Source organism: Pseudomonas viridiflava, assembly GCF_900184295.1.
In the GTDB taxonomy this organism is placed as follows: domain Bacteria; phylum Pseudomonadota; class Gammaproteobacteria; order Pseudomonadales; family Pseudomonadaceae; genus Aquipseudomonas; species Aquipseudomonas viridiflava.
Window position 1 is genome coordinate 1,410,500 of record NZ_LT855380.1, and the last position, 22,693, is coordinate 1,433,192.

At 57.5% G+C, this 22,693-nt stretch carries 23 protein-coding genes; 6 read left to right on the forward strand and 17 right to left on the reverse strand.

The annotated features are described in order from the left end of the window. Positions 1 to 27 precede the first annotated feature (27 nt). The 8 genes from CFBP1590_RS06660 to CFBP1590_RS06695 all read right to left on the reverse strand — a co-directional run bounded on the left by CFBP1590_RS06660 (position 28) and on the right by CFBP1590_RS06695 (position 9,158). Positions 28 to 762, reverse strand: coding sequence for an amino acid ABC transporter ATP-binding protein (locus tag CFBP1590_RS06660; RefSeq protein ID WP_088234702.1), 735 nt, complete (start codon positions 760 to 762; stop codon positions 28 to 30). Then, complete coding sequence (locus CFBP1590_RS06665; RefSeq protein ID WP_069144716.1) at positions 759 to 1,427, reverse strand: amino acid ABC transporter permease; 669 nt, start codon at positions 1,425 to 1,427, stop codon at positions 759 to 761. The genes CFBP1590_RS06660 and CFBP1590_RS06665 overlap by 4 nt, the downstream gene beginning before the upstream one ends. Further along, the gene (locus tag CFBP1590_RS06670; RefSeq protein WP_004881855.1) at positions 1,424 to 2,170 is read right to left on the reverse strand and encodes an amino acid ABC transporter permease; all 747 of its coding nucleotides are present in this window, start codon (positions 2,168 to 2,170) and stop codon (positions 1,424 to 1,426) included. Before CFBP1590_RS06670 ends, CFBP1590_RS06665 begins: the two co-directional genes overlap by 4 nt. A gap of 113 nt (positions 2,171 to 2,283) precedes the next feature. Next, complete coding sequence (locus CFBP1590_RS06675; protein ID WP_025993868.1) at positions 2,284 to 3,216, reverse strand: glutamate/aspartate ABC transporter substrate-binding protein; 933 nt, start codon at positions 3,214 to 3,216, stop codon at positions 2,284 to 2,286. Between the two features lie 734 nt (positions 3,217 to 3,950). Beyond that, positions 3,951 to 5,492 (reverse strand): glycerol-3-phosphate dehydrogenase, encoded by a 1,542-nt coding sequence (glpD, locus tag CFBP1590_RS06680; protein ID WP_058431771.1) that lies wholly within the window; start codon positions 5,490 to 5,492, stop codon positions 3,951 to 3,953. A 406-nt stretch (positions 5,493 to 5,898) separates the two neighbouring features. Then, positions 5,899 to 6,654, reverse strand: a complete 756-nt coding sequence (locus tag CFBP1590_RS06685) for a DeoR/GlpR family transcriptional regulator (protein WP_004881858.1) — start codon at positions 6,652 to 6,654, stop codon at positions 5,899 to 5,901. A gap of 98 nt (positions 6,655 to 6,752) precedes the next feature. After that, positions 6,753 to 8,258, reverse strand: a complete 1,506-nt coding sequence (gene glpK / locus CFBP1590_RS06690) for a glycerol kinase GlpK (RefSeq protein WP_004881859.1) — start codon at positions 8,256 to 8,258, stop codon at positions 6,753 to 6,755. 30 nt (positions 8,259 to 8,288) lie between these two features. Next, positions 8,289 to 9,158, reverse strand: a complete 870-nt coding sequence (locus tag CFBP1590_RS06695) for an MIP/aquaporin family protein (RefSeq protein WP_058431772.1) — start codon at positions 9,156 to 9,158, stop codon at positions 8,289 to 8,291. Positions 9,159 to 9,510: 352 nt separating this feature from the next. Between CFBP1590_RS06695 and ybaK the strand changes: the two genes are divergently transcribed. Further along, positions 9,511 to 9,981, forward strand: coding sequence for a Cys-tRNA(Pro) deacylase (ybaK, locus tag CFBP1590_RS06700; RefSeq protein WP_025993864.1), 471 nt, complete (start codon positions 9,511 to 9,513; stop codon positions 9,979 to 9,981). Between the two features lie 9 nt (positions 9,982 to 9,990). Here the strand turns inward: ybaK and CFBP1590_RS06705 are convergent, their stop codons facing one another. Then, the gene (locus CFBP1590_RS06705) at positions 9,991 to 11,067 is read right to left on the reverse strand and encodes an ABC transporter ATP-binding protein (protein WP_058431773.1); all 1,077 of its coding nucleotides are present in this window, start codon (positions 11,065 to 11,067) and stop codon (positions 9,991 to 9,993) included. After that, positions 11,064 to 11,984, reverse strand: coding sequence for an ornithine carbamoyltransferase (argF, locus tag CFBP1590_RS06710; RefSeq protein WP_025993862.1), 921 nt, complete (start codon positions 11,982 to 11,984; stop codon positions 11,064 to 11,066). Before argF ends, CFBP1590_RS06705 begins: the two co-directional genes overlap by 4 nt. A 439-nt stretch (positions 11,985 to 12,423) precedes the next feature. On the opposite strand from argF, the gene plzR reads away from it, so the two are divergent. The 3 genes from plzR to grxD all read left to right on the forward strand — a co-directional run bounded on the left by plzR (position 12,424) and on the right by grxD (position 15,374). Then, positions 12,424 to 12,717: a PlzR type 4 pili assembly inhibitor gene (gene plzR / locus CFBP1590_RS06715; RefSeq protein ID WP_025993861.1), complete on the forward strand. Its 294-nt coding sequence runs from the start codon at positions 12,424 to 12,426 to the stop codon at positions 12,715 to 12,717. 133 nt (positions 12,718 to 12,850) lie between these two features. Then, on the forward strand, positions 12,851 to 14,959 hold the full coding sequence (locus CFBP1590_RS06720) for a molybdopterin oxidoreductase family protein (RefSeq protein WP_088234703.1): 2,109 nt from the start codon (positions 12,851 to 12,853) through the stop codon (positions 14,957 to 14,959). An 88-nt stretch (positions 14,960 to 15,047) separates the two neighbouring features. Beyond that, on the forward strand, positions 15,048 to 15,374 hold the full coding sequence (grxD, locus tag CFBP1590_RS06725) for a Grx4 family monothiol glutaredoxin (RefSeq protein ID WP_004881866.1): 327 nt from the start codon (positions 15,048 to 15,050) through the stop codon (positions 15,372 to 15,374). A 117-nt stretch (positions 15,375 to 15,491) separates the two neighbouring features. Here grxD and bfr read toward each other — a convergent pair whose 3' ends face one another. The 4 genes from bfr to pyrC all read right to left on the reverse strand — a co-directional run bounded on the left by bfr (position 15,492) and on the right by pyrC (position 18,295). Continuing rightward, positions 15,492 to 15,962, reverse strand: coding sequence for a bacterioferritin (gene bfr / locus CFBP1590_RS06730; RefSeq protein ID WP_004881867.1), 471 nt, complete (start codon positions 15,960 to 15,962; stop codon positions 15,492 to 15,494). 200 nt (positions 15,963 to 16,162) lie between these two features. Next, entirely contained in the window at positions 16,163 to 16,381 is a 219-nt protein-coding gene (locus CFBP1590_RS06735) for a bacterioferritin-associated ferredoxin (protein ID WP_004881868.1), read from the reverse strand. Between the two features lie 193 nt (positions 16,382 to 16,574). Then, entirely contained in the window at positions 16,575 to 17,255 is a 681-nt protein-coding gene (rnt, locus tag CFBP1590_RS06740) for a ribonuclease T (RefSeq protein WP_004881869.1), read from the reverse strand. Further along, positions 17,252 to 18,295, reverse strand: a complete 1,044-nt coding sequence (pyrC, locus tag CFBP1590_RS06745) for a dihydroorotase (RefSeq protein WP_025993858.1) — start codon at positions 18,293 to 18,295, stop codon at positions 17,252 to 17,254. The genes rnt and pyrC overlap by 4 nt, the downstream gene beginning before the upstream one ends. A 146-nt stretch (positions 18,296 to 18,441) precedes the next feature. Between pyrC and CFBP1590_RS06750 the strand changes: the two genes are divergently transcribed. Next, positions 18,442 to 19,344, forward strand: coding sequence for an OmpA family protein (locus CFBP1590_RS06750; protein WP_029244610.1), 903 nt, complete (start codon positions 18,442 to 18,444; stop codon positions 19,342 to 19,344). A gap of 132 nt (positions 19,345 to 19,476) precedes the next feature. Beyond that, positions 19,477 to 20,694, forward strand: a complete 1,218-nt coding sequence (locus CFBP1590_RS06755; protein ID WP_004881872.1) for an argininosuccinate synthase — start codon at positions 19,477 to 19,479, stop codon at positions 20,692 to 20,694. A gap of 81 nt (positions 20,695 to 20,775) precedes the next feature. Here the strand turns inward: CFBP1590_RS06755 and CFBP1590_RS06760 are convergent, their stop codons facing one another. The 3 genes from CFBP1590_RS06760 to CFBP1590_RS06770 form a co-directional block, all read right to left on the reverse strand. Next, a complete protein-coding gene (locus tag CFBP1590_RS06760) occupies positions 20,776 to 21,051 on the reverse strand; it encodes a hypothetical protein (protein WP_057409518.1) in 276 nt (91 codons plus the stop codon). An 81-nt stretch (positions 21,052 to 21,132) separates the two neighbouring features. Continuing rightward, the gene (locus CFBP1590_RS06765) at positions 21,133 to 21,570 is read right to left on the reverse strand and encodes a hypothetical protein (protein WP_088234704.1); all 438 of its coding nucleotides are present in this window, start codon (positions 21,568 to 21,570) and stop codon (positions 21,133 to 21,135) included. 268 nt (positions 21,571 to 21,838) lie between these two features. Continuing rightward, complete coding sequence (locus tag CFBP1590_RS06770) at positions 21,839 to 22,366, reverse strand: hypothetical protein (protein WP_029244607.1); 528 nt, start codon at positions 22,364 to 22,366, stop codon at positions 21,839 to 21,841. Between the last annotated feature and the right edge of the window lie 327 nt (positions 22,367 to 22,693).

The window sequence follows — 22,693 nt, forward strand, 5'->3', positions numbered from 1 at the left end:
TGTAACGGGCCGCTGTCAGCCTAATGCTTAGTGCTGGAGGATCTTGGCGAGGAATTGCTGGGCGCGTTCGGAACGTGCAGACACGTCACCGAAGAACTCTTCCTTGGCGCAGTCTTCGACGATCTGTCCCTTGTCCATGAAGATCACGCGATTGGCGACCTTGCGGGCGAAGCCCATTTCGTGGGTCACGCACATCATGGTCATGCCTTCGTGAGCCAGTTGCACCATCACGTCGAGCACCTCGTTGACCATTTCCGGGTCGAGTGCCGAGGTCGGTTCATCGAACAGCATGACCACCGGGTCCATCGCCAGTGCACGAGCAATCGCCACACGCTGCTGCTGGCCACCGGAAAGCTGGCCCGGGTGCTTGTGGGCATGCTCGGACAAGCCGACACGATCCAGCAGTTTCAGGCCTTTTTCAGTGGCTTCGGCCTTGCTGCGACCCAGCACCTTGATCTGGGCGATGGTCAGGTTCTCGACGATGGTCAGGTGCGGGAACAGCTCGAAGTGCTGGAACACCATGCCGACGCGCGAGCGCAGTTTCGGCAGATTGGTCTTGGAGTCGGAGATCGACGTGCCATCGACCACGATGTCGCCTTTCTGGAATGGCTCCAGAGCGTTCACGCACTTGATCAGGGTCGATTTGCCGGAACCGGAAGGACCGCAGACCACGACCACTTCGCCCTTGCTGACCTCGGTGCTGCAATCGGTCAGTACCTGGAAGTCCCCATACCACTTGTTGACGTTTTTGATGGAAATCATACGGCGAACCTTTTTTGCAAACGCTTCACCAGCAACGAGGCGGCAAAGCTGATCGTGAAATACACCAGACCGGCAATGATCAGGAACTCGTTAGCGCGGCCGATGATGTCGCCGCTGGCCCGCGAGGCGTTGAGGAAGTCCACAAGGCCGACGGTGTAAACCAGAGAGGTGTCCTGAAACAGGATGATGCTCTGTTGCAGCAGCAGGGGCGTCATCTTGCGAAACGCCTGCGGCAGGATGATCAGGCGCATCATCTGGCTATAGTTCATGCCCAGCGCCTGGGCCGCGCCCATCTGGCCTTTGGAAATCGACTGCACACCGGCACGCACGATTTCGCAGAAATAGGCCGCCTCGAACATCATGAAGGCCACGACGCAGGAGGTGAACGCACCGATCGGCGTGTCCTCGCCGGTGATCCAGCGCAGCACGAACGGCACGGCCAGATAGAACCAGGTGATCACCAGCAGCAGCGGGATGGAGCGAAAGTAGTTCACGTAAGCGCCGGCCACGTTGGCCAGCAGCTTGTTCGAAGACAGTCGCATCAAGGCCAGCACGGTACCGAGCAACAGACCGCCGACCACACCCATCGCCATCAGCTTCAGGGTCATGACCATGCCGTTCCACAGGCCCGGCAGGGCCGGAACGATTCCAGTGAAGTCCATTATTTACCTCCCACGGAAATCAGGCCGGGCACGGCGACTTTCTTCTCGATCACACGCATCAACAGCATCAGGCTCATGTTCAGCGTGAAGTAGATGAGGGTGGCCAACGTGAAGGCTTCGAACAGGTTCGCGGAAAACTCGGCGGTCTGTTTGGTCTGCGCGAGCAACTCCATCAGGCCGATCAGCGACGCCACCGAAGAGTTCTTGAACACGTTCAGGAATTCGGAGGTAAGTGGCGGAATGATGATGCGATAGGCTTGAGGCAGCAGCACGTTCCAGTAGATCTGCGGCAGCTTGAAGCCCATGGCGCGGGCGGCTGATTCCTGGCCCTTTGGCAGCGCCTGGATGCCGGTGCGGACCTGTTCGCAGACCCGTGCAGCAGTAAACAGGCCCAGACAGACCACAACGCTCAGGAATGCCGAGGTGGTCGGGTTGAGGTCTTGCTTGTACCACTCCTGCAGGTTTGCAGGCAGCAGGTCGGGTACCAGGAAGTACCAGATGAACAGCTGCACCAGCAGTGGCACATTACGGAAGATTTCCACGTAGGTCGTGGCAATGCCTGACACAAGGCGGCTCGGTACGGTGCGCATGACACCCAGTATCGAACCCAGTATCAAGGCGATGATCCAGGCGACGACTGCAATGGCGATAGTCCAGCCCAGACCGGATATGAACCAGTCCAGATAGGTCTCGCTGCCGACGCCGGTGGACTTGAAGAACACGCCCCAGTCCCAGTTGTAATTCATCAGGGTCTCCCCCTCTTGTTCTATTGCTATCGAGATGCACGCAGTGTCGGTTCCCGAGCGGGTGATTCAGCCCGCTCGGGGTGCAGTCAGTTCAGCGAGGCTGAACCGGTTGCTCAGGCTTTCTTTTCTTCGAGTGCTTTAGCGGTTTCGGCTGCCTGGTCGGTCGGATTCTTGATCAGCTCTTTGATTTTTTCGCTCATCGGGAATTCGAGGTTCAGGCCTTTTGGCGGGACCGGGGACTGGAACCACTTGTTGTAGATGGTGTTGATTTCGCCCGACTTGTAGGTTGCAACGATGGCGTCGTCCACGGCCTTCTTGAAAGGAGCATCGCCTTTGCGAACCATGCAGCCGTAGATTTCGTAGGACTGTGCGGTACCGGTGACGGCCCAGTCATCCGGCTTCTTGGCCTTGGCCATTTCGCCTGCCAGCAGGGCGTCGTCCATCATGAACGCGACGGCGCGGCCCGATTCCAGCATCTGGAAGGACTCGCCGTGGTCCTTGGCGGAGATGACGTTCATGCCCATCTGTTTGTCGGCGTTCATGGCCTTCAGGATGCGCTCGGACGTGGTGCCGGCGGTGGTCACGACGTTCTTGCCTTTCAGGTCATCGAAGTCCTTGTAGCTGGAATCTTTCTTGGACAGCAGGCGGGTGCCGACCTCGAAGATGCCGACCGAGAAATCAACCTGCTGCTGACGCTCGACGTTGTTGGTGGTCGAGCCACATTCCACGTCGACGGTGCCGTTCTGAACCAGCGGGATTCGGGTCTGGGACGTCACCAGGTTGTACTTGACCTTCAGGTCAGGCATGTCCAGTTCTTTCTTGATGCCTTCGACGATCTTCAGCTGGATGTCGTGGGAGTAGCCCATTGGCACGCCGGTAGCGTCAGCAATGTAGGAGAACGGAATGGACGCGTCACGGTGGCCGAGGGTGATGGTGCCGGACTCTTTGATCTTCTTCAGAGTGCCAGTCAGTTCTGCTGCGAAAACCGGAGTGCTGATCAGAGCGGCAGCGATTGCTGCGCCCAGCAGATGGGGAACGATGCGCATCGATGAATCCTCGATTTCATTTTTATTGATAGGACGCCTTGAGGGACATCCACTTCTTTGACGATGGCTTCAACGGCGTCCTGGGTAGACACACGCTAATGTCGAAGCGGTCGATGCAAAGTGTAGAGCATGAGTCGTGCCAGGCTTTTGAGGATGGTCAACTGGCTGAAAGTAAAGGGGTTTTATCTGGAAGCGGTGTGTTGGGCGGCAGGGGCTCGTCCGGGATGCCGAATTTTGCAGCGATGGATGTTCGGAAAACCGAATGGACTGGGGCAGAGAGTGGAAGTAATGCGGGAGGATGTGAAGGGCATCATAGGCAGCGGCGGATGCCGTCAGCATCACTAACATCGAACCGTGGGAGGCGGCTTGCCGACGATGAACAATGACGCGTTTTTTCTGATAGACCGCGTCGACTGCATCGCGGGCAAGCCCCCTCTTATCAAACAACCTGTAACCTACTGAAGAAACTGGATTTTGTGGGAGCGGACTTGTCCGCGAATACTGTATTTCAGACGATGAATATTCGTCGAATGTACTGGCCTTTTCGCGGACAAGTCCGCTCCCACTGAGTTTGCCGCGCGACAGCGCTACGTCGAAGACGTGGTGGCGCCTCCCACAGAAAACCGGGTTTCTTCCGTGGCTGTGTGAGAAAAGGCGGCTAGTTTGACGCCACAGCCGCCTTACACAAGTTATCTGGTTTTCCGGGTATCGTTCGAACCAAGCGCTGCGACTGATCAGGCCGCTTCAATTGCCGCCTTGTTGCGTGCAACCGTTTCCAGATAATTGCTCACCGCTGCCTGTTCTTCAGGCGTAGTAAACAGACCCAGCTTGGTACGGCGCCACAGGATGTCATCGATACTGGTGGCCCATTCCTGATCGCACAGGTAATCAACCTCTCGGGCATACAAGCCGCCACCCAGATGCTGGCCCATGTCTTCAAGACTCTGTACGCCTTCCAGCAGGCGCCAGCTGCGGCTGCCGTAGGTGATCGCCCAACGCTTGGCGATCGGTGTCGGCAACCAGGTGTGACGGCGGGTCAGTTCACTGGCCAGCGCTTCCGGCGTCGTCATGTCTTCGCCGCCCGGCAGTGCGGATGTAGCGGTCCAGCTCGGCTTCATCTGCTTGAAGAACGGTGCCAGTTGCGCCATGGCCGATTCGGCAAGTTTGCGGTAGGTGGTCAGCTTGCCGCCGAACACCGACAGGATTGGCGCTTCGTCTGCACCACCGGACAGCGACAACGTGTAGTCACGGGTAATCGCAGACGGGTTGTCGGATTCGTCATTGCACAAAGGGCGCACACCAGAGTAGGTGTGCAGCACGTCTGAGCGGGTCAGTTGCTTCTTGAAGTGATCGTTGGCCACTTTCAGCACGTAGTCCATCTCGCCGTCGGTGATTTCCACCTTGTTCGGATCGCCCTGATACTCACGGTCGGTAGTGCCGACAATGGTGAAGTGATCCATATACGGGATGGTGAACACGATGCGCTTGTCTTCGTTCTGCAGAATGAACGCATGCTCGCCTTCGTACAGCTTCGGCACGATCAGGTGGCTGCCCTGAATCAGGCGAATACCGTAGGCCGATTCAAGCTTCAGGTCTTCACGAATGAACTTGGCCACCCACGGACCGGCCGCGTTGACCAGCGCCTTGGCATGAATTGAAAACAGGCTGCCGTCGCTGCGTTCCAGATGTAGGTGCCACAGGCCCTTGACGCGACGGGCGCTGACGCAGCGTGTCTGGGTATGAATGTGGGCACCGTTTTCACGGGCTGACATGGCATTGAGCACGACCAGGCGGGCGTCGTCGACCCAGCAGTCGGAGTATTCGAAACCACGGGTAATACTGGAATTCAGCGGGCTGTCGGCGCCGAAACGAATCGTGCGCGAAGCAGGCAACTTCTCACGCTTGCCCAAGTGATCGTAAAGGAACATGCCGGCACGAATCATCCAGGCCGGACGCAGGTGCGGGCGGTGCGGCAGGACGAAACGCATGGGCTTGACGATGTGCGGTGCCTTGGCCAACAGCACTTCGCGCTCTGCCAGTGCTTCACGTACCAGACGGAATTCGTAGTGTTCCAGATAGCGCAGCCCACCGTGGATCAGCTTGCTGCTGGCCGACGAGGTGTGGCTGGCAAGGTCGTCTTTCTCGCACAGGAAGACCGACAGGCCGCGCCCGGAGGCGTCTGCCGCAATACCGACGCCATTGATGCCACCACCGATTACGGCGATGTCGTAGACCTCGGAAAGAGGGGCGGCGGATGTCGCGTGGGTCTGGGGCATTGTTGGCCTCCTGAAGGATGCTTGAGCGGTGCTCGAAAGGCGAATCTGAACATTAATGTTCACTTTCGAAAATCATAGCTCAATAAAAATCCCCTCGCCAGCGACTATTGATTGAAATTACTGATGACGAACGTAGAAAAGAACAAATATGAACATTGTAGGACGGGATTGGCGGCGTTCATGAATCGGCGATCATCGCTGCGAGCGGCGGGGTAGAGAGCTCGCGAGTCAGTCGCCTTGGGCATGATCGGTCATAGTGCTTACACTGATCGTTCCGCACGCTCTGCGTGGGAATGCCTCCAAGGACGCTCCGCGTCCAGCGGTGGTGGGTCAGAACTGACCCAATGGGACGCGTAGCGTCCCGGGCTGCATGCCCACGCGCGATGGGCACGATCAGTCATCGTGATCAAACCACCTCAAGCCGGATCTTGTGCTGGTTCAGCAACTGCTGCAGCGCTGGCACAGGTGGTTCATCAGTGACCAGGCAGTCGATCAGGGTGATCGGCCCGAGCCTGACCATTGCATTGCGCCCGAACTTGCTGGAATCGGCTGCCAGCAACACCTTGCGTGCATTGGCGATGATCGCCTGCGACACGCGGACTTCTTGGTAATCGAAATCCAGCAGACTGCCGTCTTCGTCGATACCGCTGATGCCGACCAGTGCGAAATCGACCTTGAACTGCGAGATGAAGTCGACACTGGCCTGACCCACCACGCCGCCGTCACGGCGCACATTGCCGCCTGCCAGCAGCACTTCGAAATCATCCTTGGCGCTCAGGATCGATGCGACATGCAGGTTGTTGGTGATGATTTTCAGGTTGTTGTGATTGAGCAGGGCGCGAGCGATGGATTCGGTGGTGGTACCGATATTGATGAACAGCGAGGCGTTGTCGGGGATTTGTGCTGCGATCGCTTCGGCAATCCGCTGCTTTTCATCGCGCATCTGGTCCGCCCGCATGGCGTAGGCGGTGTTTTCGATGCTGGAGTCATAGGCCGCGCCGCCGTGGTAGCGACGCAGCAGGTTCATTTCCGCAAGCTGGTTGATGTCTCGACGGATGGTTTGCGGGGTCACGACGAACAGCGTCGCCATTTCATCGATGCTGACGTAGCCGCGATCACGGACCAGTTCGAGGATCTGTTGTTGGCGGGGAGGCAGGTTCATTGTTTTTCCTTGGGCGCCCACTGCAAATGGCGCCCATCATGCCGCAGGGACATGGGCTCTGTCAGCCGGAAATCCTGCTCCTCGCCAGACCGGCAGGCTTACTCCTCGTTTTCGTGCGGTTCCCAGTCACGGGTGCGGGCCACTGCTTTTTGCCAGCCTGCGTACAGCTTCTCTTTATGGGCTTCTTCGCACAGCGGTTCGAAAACGCGCTCGATCACTGCCTTGTTGCGCAACTCGTCCAGGCTGCTCCAGAAACCGATGGCCAGACCCGCCAGGAACGCCGCGCCCAGTGCCGTCGTTTCGCGCATCTGCGGACGTTCTACATGAGTACCGAGGATGTCTGCCTGGAACTGCATGAGGAAGTTGTTGGCTACGGCGCCGCCGTCCACACGCAGGGATTTGAGGCGTTCGCCGGAGTCCTGCTGCATGGCGTCCAGCACGTCACGGGTCTGATAGGCGATGGACTCCAGCGCTGCACGGATGATGTGATCGACTTTCACGCCGCGGGTCAGGCCGAACAACGCGCCACGTGCATACGGGTCCCAGTAGGGTGCACCCAGACCGGTAAAGGCTGGCACCAGGTAAACGCCGTTGCTGTCCTTGACCTTGCTCGCGAAGTATTCGGTGTCCAGCGCGTCGTTGATGATCTTCAGTTCGTCACGCAGCCACTGCACGGTCGAGCCGCCGTTGAACACGGCACCTTCCAGCGCATAGGCCACTTCGCCACGCGGGCCGCAGCCGATGGTGGTGAGCATGCCGTGAGCCGATTTCACCGCTTTCTTGCCGGTGTTCATCAGCAGGAAACAGCCGGTGCCGTAGGTGTTTTTCGCCTGACCCGGCTCGACGCACATCTGGCCGAACAACGCCGCCTGCTGGTCGCCCGCGATGCCGGCAATCGGGATGCCGCTCTTGCTGTGGCCGTAGACCTCGGACGAGGCTTTGACCTCGGGCAGGATCTCGCGCGGGATATCCAGCACGTCGAGCATGCGCTGATCCCATTCCAGGGTATGAATGTTGAACAGCATGGTGCGCGAAGCGTTGGTGTAGTCGGTGACGTGAACCTTGCCGCCGGTGAATTTCCAGATCAGCCAGGTATCGATGGTGCCGAACATCAGCTCACCCTTGCGGGCGCGCTCGCGGCTGCCTTCGACGTTGTCCAGGATCCACTTGACCTTGGAACCGGAGAAGTACGGGTCGATGACCAGACCAGTAGTGTCTTTGATGTATTCCTCAAGGCCGTCGCGCTTGAGCTGCTGGCAGATTTCAGTGCTGCGGCGGCATTGCCAGACGATTGCGTTGTAGATCGGGCGGCCTGTGTCACGCTCCCAGATCACGGTGGTTTCGCGCTGGTTGGTGATACCGATAGCGGCAATCTGGTTGTGGTGCAGATCGGCCTGGGCCAGCGCCTTGGTCATGCACGCGGTCTGGGTGGCGAAGATTTCCATCGGGTCATGCTCGACCCAGCCAGCCTGCGGATAATGCTGGACGAATTCGCTTTGGGCAGTGCTCACCACATTGGCATCGCGGTCGAAGATGATGGCCCGCGAGCTGGTGGTGCCCTGATCAAGGGCAATGATGTAGTTCTTGTTCTGTGTGTCAGTCATGTCGATTGCCTTGCGTTATTGGGGTGGAATTCAAGATGACGCTTGAGCCTTGCCGCGAACCGCGCTGGTGTCTTTTTTGAGGTCTTTTTCGTTTGCAACAGGATCGGCGCCGGGCAGATGGCGCGCAATCAACATGCGGTAGCCGGCGGCGCCGAGGCAGGCACCCAGAATGGGCGCAAAAATCGGAACCAGGAAATAAGGTATGTCACGACCGCCGGTGAATGCTATCTCACCCCAGCCAGCAATGAACGTCATCATTTTCGGGCCGAAGTCGCGAGCAGGATTCATCGCAAACCCGGTCAGCGGACCCATGGCGCTGCCGATCACGGCTACCAGCAGACCGATCAGCAGAGGAGCCAGTGCGCCGCGTGGCAGACCGTTATTATCGTCGCCCAGCGCCATGATCACGCCCATCAGGATGGTGGTGATGACCATCTCGACCAGAAAGGCCTGGCCAACGGAAATGGCAGGGTTGGGATAGGTGGAGAACACCGATGCCAGTTCAAGACTCTGCTCGGTACCACGAATGATGTGGTGCGCATGTTCGAAGTCGAAAAAGAGGCTGACGTACAGAAGGTACACAAGGCCTGCGCCGCAGAACGCACCGGCGATCTGGGAAGCGATGTAAAAAGGCAGTTTTCGTTTTTCGAAACCGGCAAACAGACTCAGCGCGATGCTGACCGCCGGGTTGAGGTGTGCGCCGGAAATACCTGCGCTGAGGTAGATGCCCATGCTGACGGCCATCCCCCAGATGATGCAGATTTCCCAAAGTCCGAAAGAAGCACCCGCGACCTTGAGCGCTGCAACGCATCCGGTCCCGAAAAAAATCATCAGGGCTGTGCCCAGGAATTCAGCAGTACATTGTGCGGAAAGCGTCGGTTGTCGGGTTGCAATGGTCATGAATACCTCATTTTTGTTTTTGTCGCGGCACCGTATGCAGACACGGATGCTCGTTATTGCGGCGTGTCAGGATTCGTCAGAATACTGGTCACTGATGCGAGTTATACCGAAAAACAGCGTTCGTTAATATTCGTAAACGAAAAAATATAGACAAGAAAGAACCCTGTCAAAGGTCGGAACTGAACGGTCACTGAAAAATATCACGGTCAGGTCTTAGTTTGTTTCTGCATGTTTTGTAGGAAAAGTCTTGATGGTTTTAAATAGCCATCAAGGTTGCAGCCTTTATGGATCAAGGCGCTTCCCGATAATTTGGCTTAAAGTAGCGCCCACCTTGATCTGTCCGGAGTGATGAATGACCCCCGCGTTGGATTTATTGAAAAAAGTTCGGGCCGAACACCGCGTCCACAGTTATGAACACGATCCCAAGGCGGCATCGTATGGTCTGGAGGCGGCAGAGAAGCTGGGTCTGGAACCGGCCCGCGTATTCAAGACGCTGCTGGCCAGTACCGAAAAGGGCGAGCTGCTGGTCGCGGTGGTGCCGGTCGTCGGAACCCTGGATCTGAAGGCGCTGGCTCACGCCGCTGGCGCCAAGAAGACTGAAATGGCCGACCCGGCCGCAGCGCAACGCTCGACCGGTTATCTGTTGGGCGGTATCAGTCCGCTGGGTCAGAAAAAGCGCCTACGCACGTTTATCGACGAAACAGCCACACCCTTCGAGACCATCTTTGTCAGTGCGGGCAGGAGAGGGCTGGAAGTGGAACTGTCAGCGCAGGTGCTGGCGGCTCACACCAGCGCGACCTTCGCCGCCATCGGTCGTGAGTGAGTCGACGACTCAGCCATTGACCGCATGTGTGGCGACACTGCCGGGCGCGGCAAACAGCACCAGATGATCGGCGGCGACCTGAATGCCGACCTGCTCGCCGGTCAGGTGATCGGCGTGGCTGGGGAAAATCGCTTCAAGCTGGCTGCCGGTCGGCAATTGCAGGCGATACAGGGTTGATGCGCCCTGAAAGGTTCGACCGATGACCCGCGCCTTCAGCGCGCTTTGCGGTGCATGAACAATGTCGTCCGGGCGCAACAGCACGTCCACTGCGCTGCCACTGACGCCCGGATAAGCCCTGTTGCCGCGCAAAACACCCAGTTCGGTCTGCACCGATTCGTGGTCGATCATCTGACCGCGAATGAAATACCCCTGGCCAATGAAGCTGGCGACAAAGGGGGTCTGCGGCTCGTGGTACAGGTTATAGGGCGTATCCCATTGCTCCAGCCGGCCTTCCTTGAAAACACCGACGTGATCGCTGACCGCGAAGGCTTCTTCCTGATCATGGGTCACCAGAATGGCGCTGGTGCCGCGAGCCTTGAGGATATCGCGCACCTCATGGCTCAGGCGCCTGCGCAATTCGCCGTCCAGATTGGAAAACGGCTCATCGAGCAGCAGCAACTGCGGCTCCGGTGCCAGCGCCCGGGCGAGAGCGACGCGTTGCTGCTGCCCGCCGGACAGTTCGTGCGGATAGCGTTTACCCAGTCCGGCGAGATTGACGAGCTCCAGAAGCTCAGCCGTCACCTTTTCACGGCGCGGATGCTTGCGGATGCCGAAGGCGATATTGTCAGCAACGCTCAGGTGCGGGAACAGGGCGTAGTCCTGAAACACCATGCCGATACGACGCTTTTCCGGTGCCAGCGTCCAGCCTGGGCGGGAGATCACTTCGCCCGCCAGCGTGATTTCGCCCGCATGGATCGGTTCGAAACCGGCAATGGCGCGCAATGTCGTGGTCTTGCCGCAGCCTGAAGAGCCCAGCAGGCAGCCGATGTCACCAGCGTTGAGGTGCAGATTCAGATCCTGCACCACACGCTGGTTGTCATAGCCGCACGCCAGATTGCGCAGGTTCAGCAGCAAGGCCTGAGTCATGCTGGCTGACAGGATGGCGCGACGAGAAATTCCAGCAGCGCCTTCTGCGCATGCAGACGGTTTTCCGCCTGATCCCACGCCACAGAACGCTGATCGTCCAGCAGATCGACGCTGATTTCCTCACCCCGGTGGGCTGGCAGGCAATGCATGAACAGCACGTCTTTATCAGCGAGGTCGAGCAGCGCGCGCGTTACCTGGAACGGTGCGAACAGGGCCATGCGCTTGGCGGTTTCCTCTTCCTGGCCCATCGAGGTCCAGACATCGGTGCTCACCAGATGCGCGCCTTCGACCGCTGCCTTCGGGTCACGAACAATCGTCACGCGATCCCCGGCCAGCGCCATGAATTCGGGATTGGGCTCGTAACCCAGCGGGCAGGCAACGCGCAAATGGAAGTCGAACCGGATCGCCGCTTCTATATAGCTGTTGCACATGTTGTTGCCGTCACCGATCCACGCCACGGTCTTGCCCTTGATCGAGCCACGATGCTCGAGAAAGGTCTGCATGTCGGCCAGCAACTGGCACGGGTGCAGGTCATCGGACAGACCGTTGATCACCGGCACACGGGAATTGGCAGCGAACTCCACCAGATTGCTGTGGGCATAGGTACGGATCATGACCGCGTCGAGCATGCGGGACATGACCTTTGCGCTGTCGGCAATCGGCTCGCCACGGCCCAGTTGCGTGTCGCGATGGGACAAAAAGATGGCCTGGCCGCCTAGCTGGATCATGCCGGCTTCGAAGGAAAGACGGGTACGTGTCGAGGATTTTTCAAAAATCATCCCCAGCACCCGGTTCTTCAGGGGTTCAAAAAGCACGCCGCGATTTCGCAGGTCTTTGAGCTCTACGCCACGACGGATCAGGCCCAGCAGTTCGTCTGGGGTGTAATCCATCATCGAGAGAAAGTGCCTGGCGTTCATGATTAACTACCTTTTTTGCAACAGACCGCAGTGTTTCAAAGCCGGGTTTTATCGAGAAAACGGGCGAACACTGCGGCGAAAGCCGCGCGAGGCGACGAATAAGAGAGGCGCGATAGTATAAAAAAATGTCGCGTCTTACCAATAGCATGCTTTATTTTGGATAGCGGTGTGAATCGGGGTGCCGTGCTTCAGGCTTTATATTAAATCCTGCATCGCGCTGAAAACGGACTACTCTGGAGCAGGCCTTTAGCCAGCGCTTCGCTGTCCAAAGGCAGCATTTGTACACTGCCCAAAGCGGGATTGGCAATTAGTACCAATCCTGCAACAGTCCGGCAGCGAATGCGACGTGCTTCACGCGCCTTGAATAATGACCGTTTCCTAAACAACGGCCGTAGGTTATAAAGCCTCGTTGGTATCATCATTGATTGGGAGATCGGGAATGGATTCTAAAGAGCGTCAACTAACGGAATTGCTCGGGCTGACTGCCCGTACCTTGACCCACCTCACCGCATCCATGACCTCCATGTCCTTTGAACTGTTGCGTAGCGAAGACGAAGTCACGCGCACCGCCGGACGCCGCATGATCGATCGCATGGCGACCATCAGCTCGGGGCTCGATGAGCACTGGCGTCTGATCGGCGACCTGACCGGCGTGCACCTGGCCCAGGAACAGATCGAAACCGTGACCGAAATCCAGCTGCAGCGCAAGGTTGTCACACCGATCGGCGGTTGACCGACGGCGTGCATCCGTCGGCCTGATGAGCCCTGATTCATGAGGCGAAGCCGGGTGGCGAAGGCTGTCTCCACGCACCATAGTGACTGTTCCGCAATCGATCGGATTGCCACGACACCACTATGAGGCTGCGATGACCCGGACCGAACACCACCGTGCCTGTCATCTGTGTGAGGCCATTTGCGGCCTGACTATCGAAACCACGCTTGAGCCTGACGCGACGCGCAGAATCACTTCGATCAAGGGTGATCCGCTCGACAGTTTCAGCCGCGGCCACATTTGCCCCAAGGCCGTCGCGCTGCAAGACATCCAGAATGATCCTGATCGTCTGCGCCAGCCCATGCTGCGTTCAGGCGATCAATGGCAGCCGATTGCCTGGCAGGATGCGTTCGAGCTGGTAGCCGAGCGACTGGCGGCCATCCAGCAACGCGATGGTCAGAATGCCGTGGCGGTCTATCAGGGCAACCCCAGCGTTCACAACTACGGGTTGATGACCCACAGCAATTATTTTCTCGGATTGCTCAAGACGCGCAATCGCTTTTCCGCAACGTCTGTGGACCAGTTGCCCCATCACCTGACCAGTTTTCTGATGTACGGCCACGGCATGCTGCTGCCGATTCCGGACATCGATCACACGGATTTCATGCTGATCCTGGGCGGTAACCCGTTGGCGTCAAACGGCAGCATCATGACCGTCCCCGATGTTGAAAAACGTTTGAAAGCCATACAGAAGCGCGGCGGAAAGGTTGTGGTCGTCGACCCGCGACGCAGCGAGACCGCCGCCATTGCCGATCAGCACCTGTTCGTGCGCCCCGGCGGCGACGCTGCGTTGCTGTTCGGGGTGCTTCATACGCTGTTCGAAGAAGGTCTGACCCGTGACAGCCATTTGCCTGTCGATGGACTCGATCAGGTGCGGGAGGCCATTTCCGATTTCAGTGCCGAAGCCATGAGTCTGCGCTGTGGCATCGACGCGCAACAGATCCGTCAGTTGGCCAGGGATTTCGCAGCCGCCGAGACAGCTGTCTGCTACGGACGCATGGGTGTTTCGACCCAGGCATTCGGGACCTTGTGCCATTGGCTGGTGCAGCTCATCAATCTGGTGACCGGCAACCTTGACCGCGTCGGTGGCGTGCTCTGCACCCAGCCTGCGGTGGACATCGTGGGCTCTACGTCGGGTGGCCATTTCAATCGCTGGCAGAGCCGCGTGTCCGGTCTGCCTGAATACGGCGGCGAGCTGCCGGTCTCGGCGCTGGCCGAGGAGATGCTGCATGAAGGGGAGGGGCGGGTGCGTGCGCTGGTGACGGTTGCAGGCAACCCGGTGTTGTCGACGCCGAACGGGCGCCAGCTTGAAAGAGCCCTTGAAGGGCTGGAGTTCATGGTCAGCATCGACCTGTATATCAATGAAACCACTCGCTATGCCGACCTGATTCTGCCGTCTACCTCCGCGCTGGAGAATGACCACTACGACACCACCTTCAATACTCTCGCGGTGCGTAACGTCACCCGCTTCAATCGAGCGATCTTCGACAAGCCCGAAGGCGCGCTGCATGACTGGGAAATCTTCGTTGGCCTGGCCAGGGCATTTGCTGCCAGGACGCAGAAAGACCTGAAGCCGACCATGCCACCCGCACAGATGATCGATCATGGCCTGCGCAGAGGGCGTTATGGCGATGCATCGGTTCACAAGCTTTCGCTGGCGACGCTGGACAATCATCCCCACGGTCTTGATCTGGGAGCGCTGCAACCGAACCTCAGCGAGCGCCTGAAGACCGCCAACGGCCATGTTCAGGCAGCGCCCGACGTCATCATGGCCGACCTGGCCCGTTTCAGAGCCGCCCCCGTGCCGCAGCCGGACCAATTGTTGTTGATTGGACGTCGCCACGTGCGCAGCAACAATTCCTGGATGCACAATTATCATCGGTTGGTGAAGGGCAAGCCGCGCCATCAGTTACTGATGCATCCCGACGACTTGAGCCGTCGAGGTCTGAACGACGGGCAGCAGGTGCGCGTCAGCTCGCGGGTCGGCATGATCGAGGTTGAGGTAGTGGGCAGTCTGGACATGATGCCCGGCGTGGTCAGCCTGCCACACGGCTGGGGCCACGCACGTGCCGGTGTGCGCATGGAAATTGCGCAGAATCAGCCCGGTGTCAGCGCCAATGACCTGACCGACGAACGTCAGCTGGATGTGCTTTCCGGCAACGCGGCGCTGAATGGCGTACCGGTTCAGGTCGCCGCGTGTTGAGGTTCAAGACAGAGCGTCTCAGTCGGGATTCCGTTACAATGCGCCACCGTGCCGACAACTGAGTCGGAAAATTCAGCCGAGGTGCTTCATGGATATCATCGAAACGATCAAAGAGCAGATTGCCAACAACACCATTCTGCTTTACATGAAAGGCGCTCCAAACGCGCCACAGTGCGGCTTTTCGGCCAAGGCTTCCCAGGCGTTGATGGCGTGCGGCGAAAAATTCGCTTATGTCGACATCCTGCAGAACCCTGAAATTCGCGCCAACCTGCCCAAGTACGCCAACTGGCCGACCTTCCCACAGCTGTGGGTTGCCGGTGAACTGGTTGGCGGCAGCGACATCATCACCGAGATGATGGCTGACGGCTCGCTTCAAGAGCTGGTCAAGACTGCATCGGCCGCCAAGGCCGAGTAAGACGGTGATTTGATGGATCGGTAGCAATACACGCCGGTTCATCAAGCCGTTCTACAGACAAGAAAAAGCCCGCTCTCCAATGGAGGCGGGCTTTTTTCGTATCAGCGGATCGACGTATCAGTCGCCCATCTGCGATTGCAGGTAGTTTTCGATACCTACTTTGTCGATCAGACCCAGCTGGGTTTCCAGCCAGTCGATGTGCTCTTCCTTGGGCTCGAGGATGTCTTCCAGCAGCTCACGGCTGCCGAAGTCGCCAACGGTTTCAAAGTGAGCGATGGCGGCTTTCAGATCAGCCAGGCCTTTCTGTTCGATCTTAAGGTCACACTCCAGCATTTCCTTGGTGTGCTCGCCGATCAGGATCTTGCCCAGGTCCTGCAGGTTAGGCAGGCCTTCCAGAAACAGGATGCGCTTGATGACCTTGTCAGCATGCTTCATCGCGTCGATAGACTCGTGATACTCATGCGCACCGAGCTTTTTCAGACCCCAGTCTTCGTACATGCGTGCATGCAGAAAGTACTGGTTGATGGCGACCAGCTCGTTACCGAGGATCTTGTTGAGATGCTGGATGACTGTAATGTCGCCTTTCATGTTCGTGGTCCTGCCGATGGCTTGTGTATATAAGGCGCGAGTGTGAGCTGCACGCGAATGTCTGTCAAACCTAAGTTATTGAATAATAAGTGAATTTAAATAGGAATAAGAATGTTTGAGTTCCGCATCTTGACGCTAAGCGCTTGAATTACAGGCATAAAAAAACCGGACATCGAGTCCGGTTCTTTGAAATAGGGTAATCAGGCCGCAGTAAATTCTGTCGTATAGGCCAGTGCAGCGTGGCTGCTTTGAAGCTCGGTCAGGGTGTCACGCACCACTTCCTTGGCCAGGCAGGCACATTTCCCACATTTACTTGCAACACCCAGCGTCTCGCGAACTTCGCGATAACTGCAGCAGCCCTCCAGAATTGCTTCCCGGATTTGACCGTCAGTAACACCTTGGCAGAGACAAACGTACATAAGCTATGGACCATCGCTGGTTTATGGCTGGGTGATCCGGAGCTTAATGGTAATGAGAATGCTTGTCAAAACTGTTTTAGGTTCGATTCAGGTAGGGCGATGAGTGGTAACCCCGGAAGCTTATCGCCTGTTTTTCTGCGCGACAGGCATGAAAAAACCGGCACTGGGCCGGTCTGTTCATAAGCGGGGTGACTCAGTCGTCGAAGTCTTCCCAGCCGCCCATTTCCTTCCAGCGGTTGACGATGCCGCAGAACAGCTCTGCCGTCTTTTCCGTGTCGTAGCGGGCCGAGTGGGCTTCGCGGCCGTCGAAGTCGATACCGGCAGCCTGACAGGCTTTGGCCAGTACGGTCTGACCGTAGGCCAGGCCCGCAAGCGTTGCCGTATCGAAGCTTGAGAACGGGTGAAACGGATTGCGTTTCATGTCCAGGCGCGCGACGGCTGCGTTCAGAAAGCCCAGATCGAAGCTGGCGTTGTGGCCGACCAGCACCGCGCGCTTGCAGCCGTTGGCCTTGAGGGCCTTGCGCACGCCGCGGAAGATATCGTTCAGGGCGGTTTCTTCGCTGACTGCCATGCGCAACGGGTGATCGAGCTTGATCCCGGTGAACTCCAGCGCAGCGGCTTCGATGTTGGCACCTTCGAAGGGCTCTACGCGGAAGAAATGAGTGTGCTCCGGGAACACGAATCCTCTTTCATCCATGCCGATGGTGACGGCCGCAATTTCCAGCAGTGCATCGGTGGCCGAATTGAAGCCGCCGGTTTCTACGTCGATGACGACCGGCAGGTAGCCGCGAAAGCGGGCCGCCATCGGGTGACGCGATCCAACACCGCCGCCACCATGACCTTCCGGTTCGTCGTCGAAATGATCTTCACTCACGCGTTTTCCTCCAGGCGCCAGTGCAGTTTTTCACCTGCACGCAGCGGTATTACGGACAACTCGCCAAACGGCAGGCTGGCAGGGGCGGTCCACTCTTCACGCACCAGCGTGATGGTGTCCTGGTTGGCAGGCAGGCCGTAGAACGCCGGACCGTGAAGGCTGGCGAAGCCCTCCAGTTTGTCCAGCGCGTTACGTTGCTCGAAGGCTTCTGCGTACATTTCGATAGCGGCGTAAGCGGTGTAGCAACCGGCGCAGCCGCATGCCGCTTCCTTGGCGTGTTGCGCATGCGGAGCGGAGTCGGTACCCAGAAAGAACTTGCCGTTGCCACTGGTGGCAGCATCCAGCAGGGACGTCTGGTGAGTGTTGCGCTTGAGGATCGGCAGGCAGTAGAAGTGCGGGCGAATGCCACCGACCAGCATGTGATTGCGGTTATAGAGCAGGTGATGCGCGGTGATGGTCGCCGCAACATTGGCCGATGCTTCGTTGACGAACTGCACGGCCTCGCCGGTGGTGATGTGTTCGAACACCACTTTCAGTGTCGGGAAACGCTCGACGACGCGACGCAGGTGCTCGTCGATAAAGACCTTTTCGCGATCGAATACGTCGATCTCGCCACGTGTGACCTCGCCGTGCACCAGCAGCAGCATGCCGACTTCGGCCATGGCTTCAAGGGCAGGGAAGATCCTGTCGATGCTGGTCACGCCCGAATCGGAGTTGGTCGTGGCACCAGCCGGATACAGCTTGGCGGCGTGGACGAAACCGCTGGCCTTGGCCGTGCGAATGTCTTCGGGCGTTGTCTGGTCGGTGAGATAAAGCACCATCAACGGCTCGAAGCGGCTGCCGGCCGGGCGTGCAGCGAGAATGCGCTGGCGATAGGCATCGGCCTGCTGCGCATTGCGAACGGGCGGCACGAGGTTGGGCATGATGATTGCGCGGCCAAAGGTGCGCGCTACGTCAGCGACGGTATGGGGCAAAACAGCTCCGTCACGGAGATGGATGTGCCAGTCGTCGGGACGCAGAAGGGTCAGGCGGTCAGACATTGGGGATTCCAGGCGGGTCAAACTCGCAGGGAATGCTACCGGAAAAGACTCTCTCAGGCACTCGCTATCAAGTTTTGTAGGAAGTTACCGATAGCCCGACATAGAAACCGTATTTCGTTTCGCGATCATTTCAAGTGGAGCCTCCCGTGCGCCAGCGATATCTAGCCCTGCTCAGCGTGTTCGCCAGCCTTCCAGCGATGGCTATCAATTTCCAGACGCGTCTGGAAAGCATCGAATGGAAAGTCGAAGGCGATCAGTTCGAGTGCCGTCTGACTCAGCCCATCACCGACTTCGGTGTGGGGGAGTTCGTGCGCCGCGCGGGTGAGCAGGCCACATTCCGGCTCAAGGCTTCCTACAACATGCTGGGCAACGGTTCCGCCACGCTGCTGGCCGCTGCGGCACCGTGGCAGCCAGGCCGTGGCGATATCAATCTGGGCTCGGTGCGCGTCAGCAACGGCGAAATACCGTTCAACACCTCTCATGCTCAGGCCGGACGTCTTATCAACGGCCTGATGGAAGGGCGCACGCCACTGATTCGTCATTATTCCCGTGACGGCGGACAGATGGAGGTGCGTCTGTTGCCGGTCAAGTTCAGCAAGGCCTTCACTGAATATCAGGCCTGCACTGCCAAGCTGCTGCCGATGAACTTCGATCAGGTCAAACAGGCCGAAGTCGGCTTTCCCGGTGGCGGGATCGAACTGGACGCTGCCGCGAAAGCCCGGCTGGACAACATGGTTGCCTATCTGAAGGCAGACCCGACGGTCAACCACGTCGAACTGGATGGGCATTCTGACAACAGCGGCAATCGCCTGACCAACCGCGACCTGTCACGTCGTCGCGCACTGGCGGTCATGGATTACCTGAAAGCCCAGGGCATTCCAGAGCAGCAGATCACTCTGCGCTTTCATGGCGAGCGGTATCCACTCGCCCCCAACACCAACAATGCCAACCGCGCCCGTAACCGTCGTGTGAACGTGCACCTTGAACGCGTAGCGCCTGAAGAACGGCCGGTTCCAGTGGCGTCGGCGAGCGCTGCGCATACCTCTTGACACACCTCTCCTTTCTGTCGCGAGGCTGACAAAACCTGTCGCCTCGTCGTCAGAAGCTGTCGCGCCCCTGTAAATTTCCTGCTTTGAACGGTAGAATCGTCGGTTTTCCGTACAACGCGGTGGAGTGATGGCATGGCGGACGTAAACAAGGTAGTTCTCGCGTATTCCGGTGGTCTGGATACTTCGGTAATCCTCAAGTGGCTGCAGGACACGTACAACTGCGAAGTGGTGACTTTCACCGCTGACCTGGGTCAGGGCGAGGAAGTTGAGCCTGCACGCGCCAAGGCGCAGGCCATGGGCGTCAAGGAAATCTACATCGACGACCTGCGCGAAGAATTCGTTCGCGACTTCGTGTTCCCGATGTTCCGTGCCAACACCGTCTATGAAGGCGAGTACCTGCTGGGTACTTCCATCGCCCGTCCGCTGATCGCCAAGCGTCTGATCGAGATCGCCAACGAAACCGGCGCTGACGCCATTTCCCACGGCGCAACCGGCAAAGGCAACGACCAGGTGCGTTTCGAACTGGGTGCCTATGCACTCAAGCCAGGCGTGAAAGTGATCGCTCCATGGCGTGAATGGGATCTTCTGTCGCGCGAGAAACTGATGGACTATGCCGAGAAGCATGGCATTCCAATCGAGCGTCACGGCAAGAAAAAGTCCCCGTACTCCATGGACGCCAACCTGCTGCACATCTCCTATGAAGGTGGCGTGCTGGAGGACACCTGGACCGAGCACGAAGAAGACATGTGGCGTTGGACCAAGTCTCCAGAGGACGCGCCGAACGTCGCGACCTATCTGGAACTGACCTACCGCAACGGCGACATCGTCGCGCTGGACGGCGTTGAAATGACCCCGGCGACCGTACTGGCCACCCTGAACCGCATCGGCGGCGAAAACGGTATCGGTCGTCTGGACATCGTGGAAAACCGTTACGTGGGCATGAAGTCCCGTGGCTGCTACGAGACGCCTGGCGGCACCATCATGTTGCGCGCCCACCGTGCGATCGAGTCGATCACCCTGGACCGCGAAGTCGCTCACCTCAAGGATGAGCTGATGGCCAAGTATGCAAGTCTGATCTACACCGGCTACTGGTGGAGCCCTGAGCGTCTGATGCTGCAACAGATGATCGATGCGTCCCAGGCTCACGTGAACGGTGTTGTGCGCCTGAAGCTGTACAAGGGCAATGTGATCGTTACCGGCCGCAAGTCCGACGATTCCCTGTTCGACGCCAACATCGCGACGTTTGAAGACGACGCTGGTGCCTACGATCAGGCTGACGCTGCAGGCTTCATCAAGCTCAACGCCCTGCGGATGCGTATCGCCGCAAACAAAGGCCGCAAGCTGTTCTGATGCGGTCTCTCGCTTGAAAATGCAGCCCTTTCGAGGGCTGCATTCTGATATGTCTACCGAACCTTCAGTCGGTGCAGGCGTTCAATGCCTGGTTTCTCCTGTCTTGGGCGATTTCCCACCTTTGTTTCCATTGGCCGCTTTTTGTTCGCCTCCGCAGCTTTTCGAAAGCACATAAGGTGAGCTCAAAAAGTTGATCAACTCCTTTTTCTTCAGGCTGTAACGATTAAGCAATAGGGAAAGCTTTCTTTCCAATGCCAATTCGTCTGCCAGTCGACCGTCTTTTCTGAAACGCTCAAGTTTTTGCAGTTGCTGGTCGAGCTGTTTTTCGATGTATCGATACTCTTTTAATTCCGACATGGTCTATGCCTCATAAGTGTTAAATCGAAATCGCTTCCAGTGCCTGACGAATGGGTCCCACTGTCACGTGTAGCCGTTCAGTTAATGGCGCCGTTTCCAGACAGACGAGATATGACTTTCTTGAACAAGCTTGCCGACAATGCGAAACCTGTTTGAAGTCCGGTGTCCGTTTCGCCTCCTTTGCGATTCGCTGTGCGGTCTGTCAAAGTCATCAGTGGGGTTGTACGGTGTACACGCAGTGCCGACAGGTTCGTTACAACGCCTGCAGAACAGCACTCCAACAATCGGGAAGTCGGGATTGACTGAGCGGTAGGGAGGATAAAGCGCCTTGCGGTTGAAGTTGATGGTCAGAAAGAACATGACAACCAGTGACGACGGAAAGACAATCAAAAACCAGACATAAACGTGTCGGTCTTCATTATTCAGGTAAGGCAGTACGGCAGTAGCCGAGGCTTCCGATAGACCGGCAAACAATGCGATGATGCTGATAGGGTTCATGATTCGGGCAAGGTGGGGCATGGACAGTCTCCTGTAAAAAGAGGTGTACGCAAATGGATAATTGCATCATGGCAATCACTTTCTTTTCGGGGATGAGCAATCGGTTTTTGCGCCATTCAAATTGATGCACTTTAAGTATTTTCTACTCGGTTCGGCCCGTCGGGTGCGTTACCTATGTATTGTTAATGTCTATGTCCGCTATCACCCGGATGATGGCGTGGATGGACTCCTGACAATGAAGGCGTTTCGATCCACCGCGGGCGGGCGCCTGTCGCGTGGCCAGCGGCGTCTAGGGTATGTCCGGGTTTCGCTCCTGCCTCAATTCAAGTCGATACGCTTTACCGATGTTCAAGACCTGGCGCAGACTCAAATCAAGAACGTGCGCAATCTCGGACACGGTATAGCCAAGGCTGTAATAGTGCATGACATGACCGGCTACCACGTCGTCAATGTCTGTTGCCTCATGTCGCCTTTCACGTTCCCTGTGTTCGACGGGGCGGCTGCAGTTTATTTTAACGCCATGATCAATGGCCAACTTGCGTATGTCTTTCCTGTTCATCCTGAGTGAATACTGAAGAGAAGAAAACCCAGCACCTTTGGCGACCAGACTTTTCAACAGCGCCACTTTGGACACGACGTCTGCTTCAGTCTCTACGACGGGATTGTTGTCAGCCTTCACGCCACGCGTGGTGTCTGCCGTTTCATCGTCAGGTATTATCGCGATCACACCGCCGTTGGCGACGAATGCCTCCACTGCCGAAATCAAGTCGAGACCGGTCGGGTCTTTTGACGTGGCTCGTGAAAATTTCTTGTTCATGGCAAATCCTTTTTGAACATGGTTATACACATGACCGCACTCAGCGAGTTACAAGACGCGTGTGGGTGTCGTCAAGGCGCTGATGTTGCGGATAGGCCCTATCCATGTCGCTCAGTTGTCTTCAACTTTCAATAAACGGAATTTATATATGTAGTGTGAAGTGTCATTGATGAGGAATTGTGTGACGTCTGCAGTAGTAGTGCAGGGGCTTCATCATCCTTTTAATGAGTTTGCTCTTAAAAAAGTAACGACTGGTAATAAGATTTGCAAGTGAAAAAGCGGCGCTTTACATGAATCCAATTGGGCATTCAGTCAGTGTCTTACATG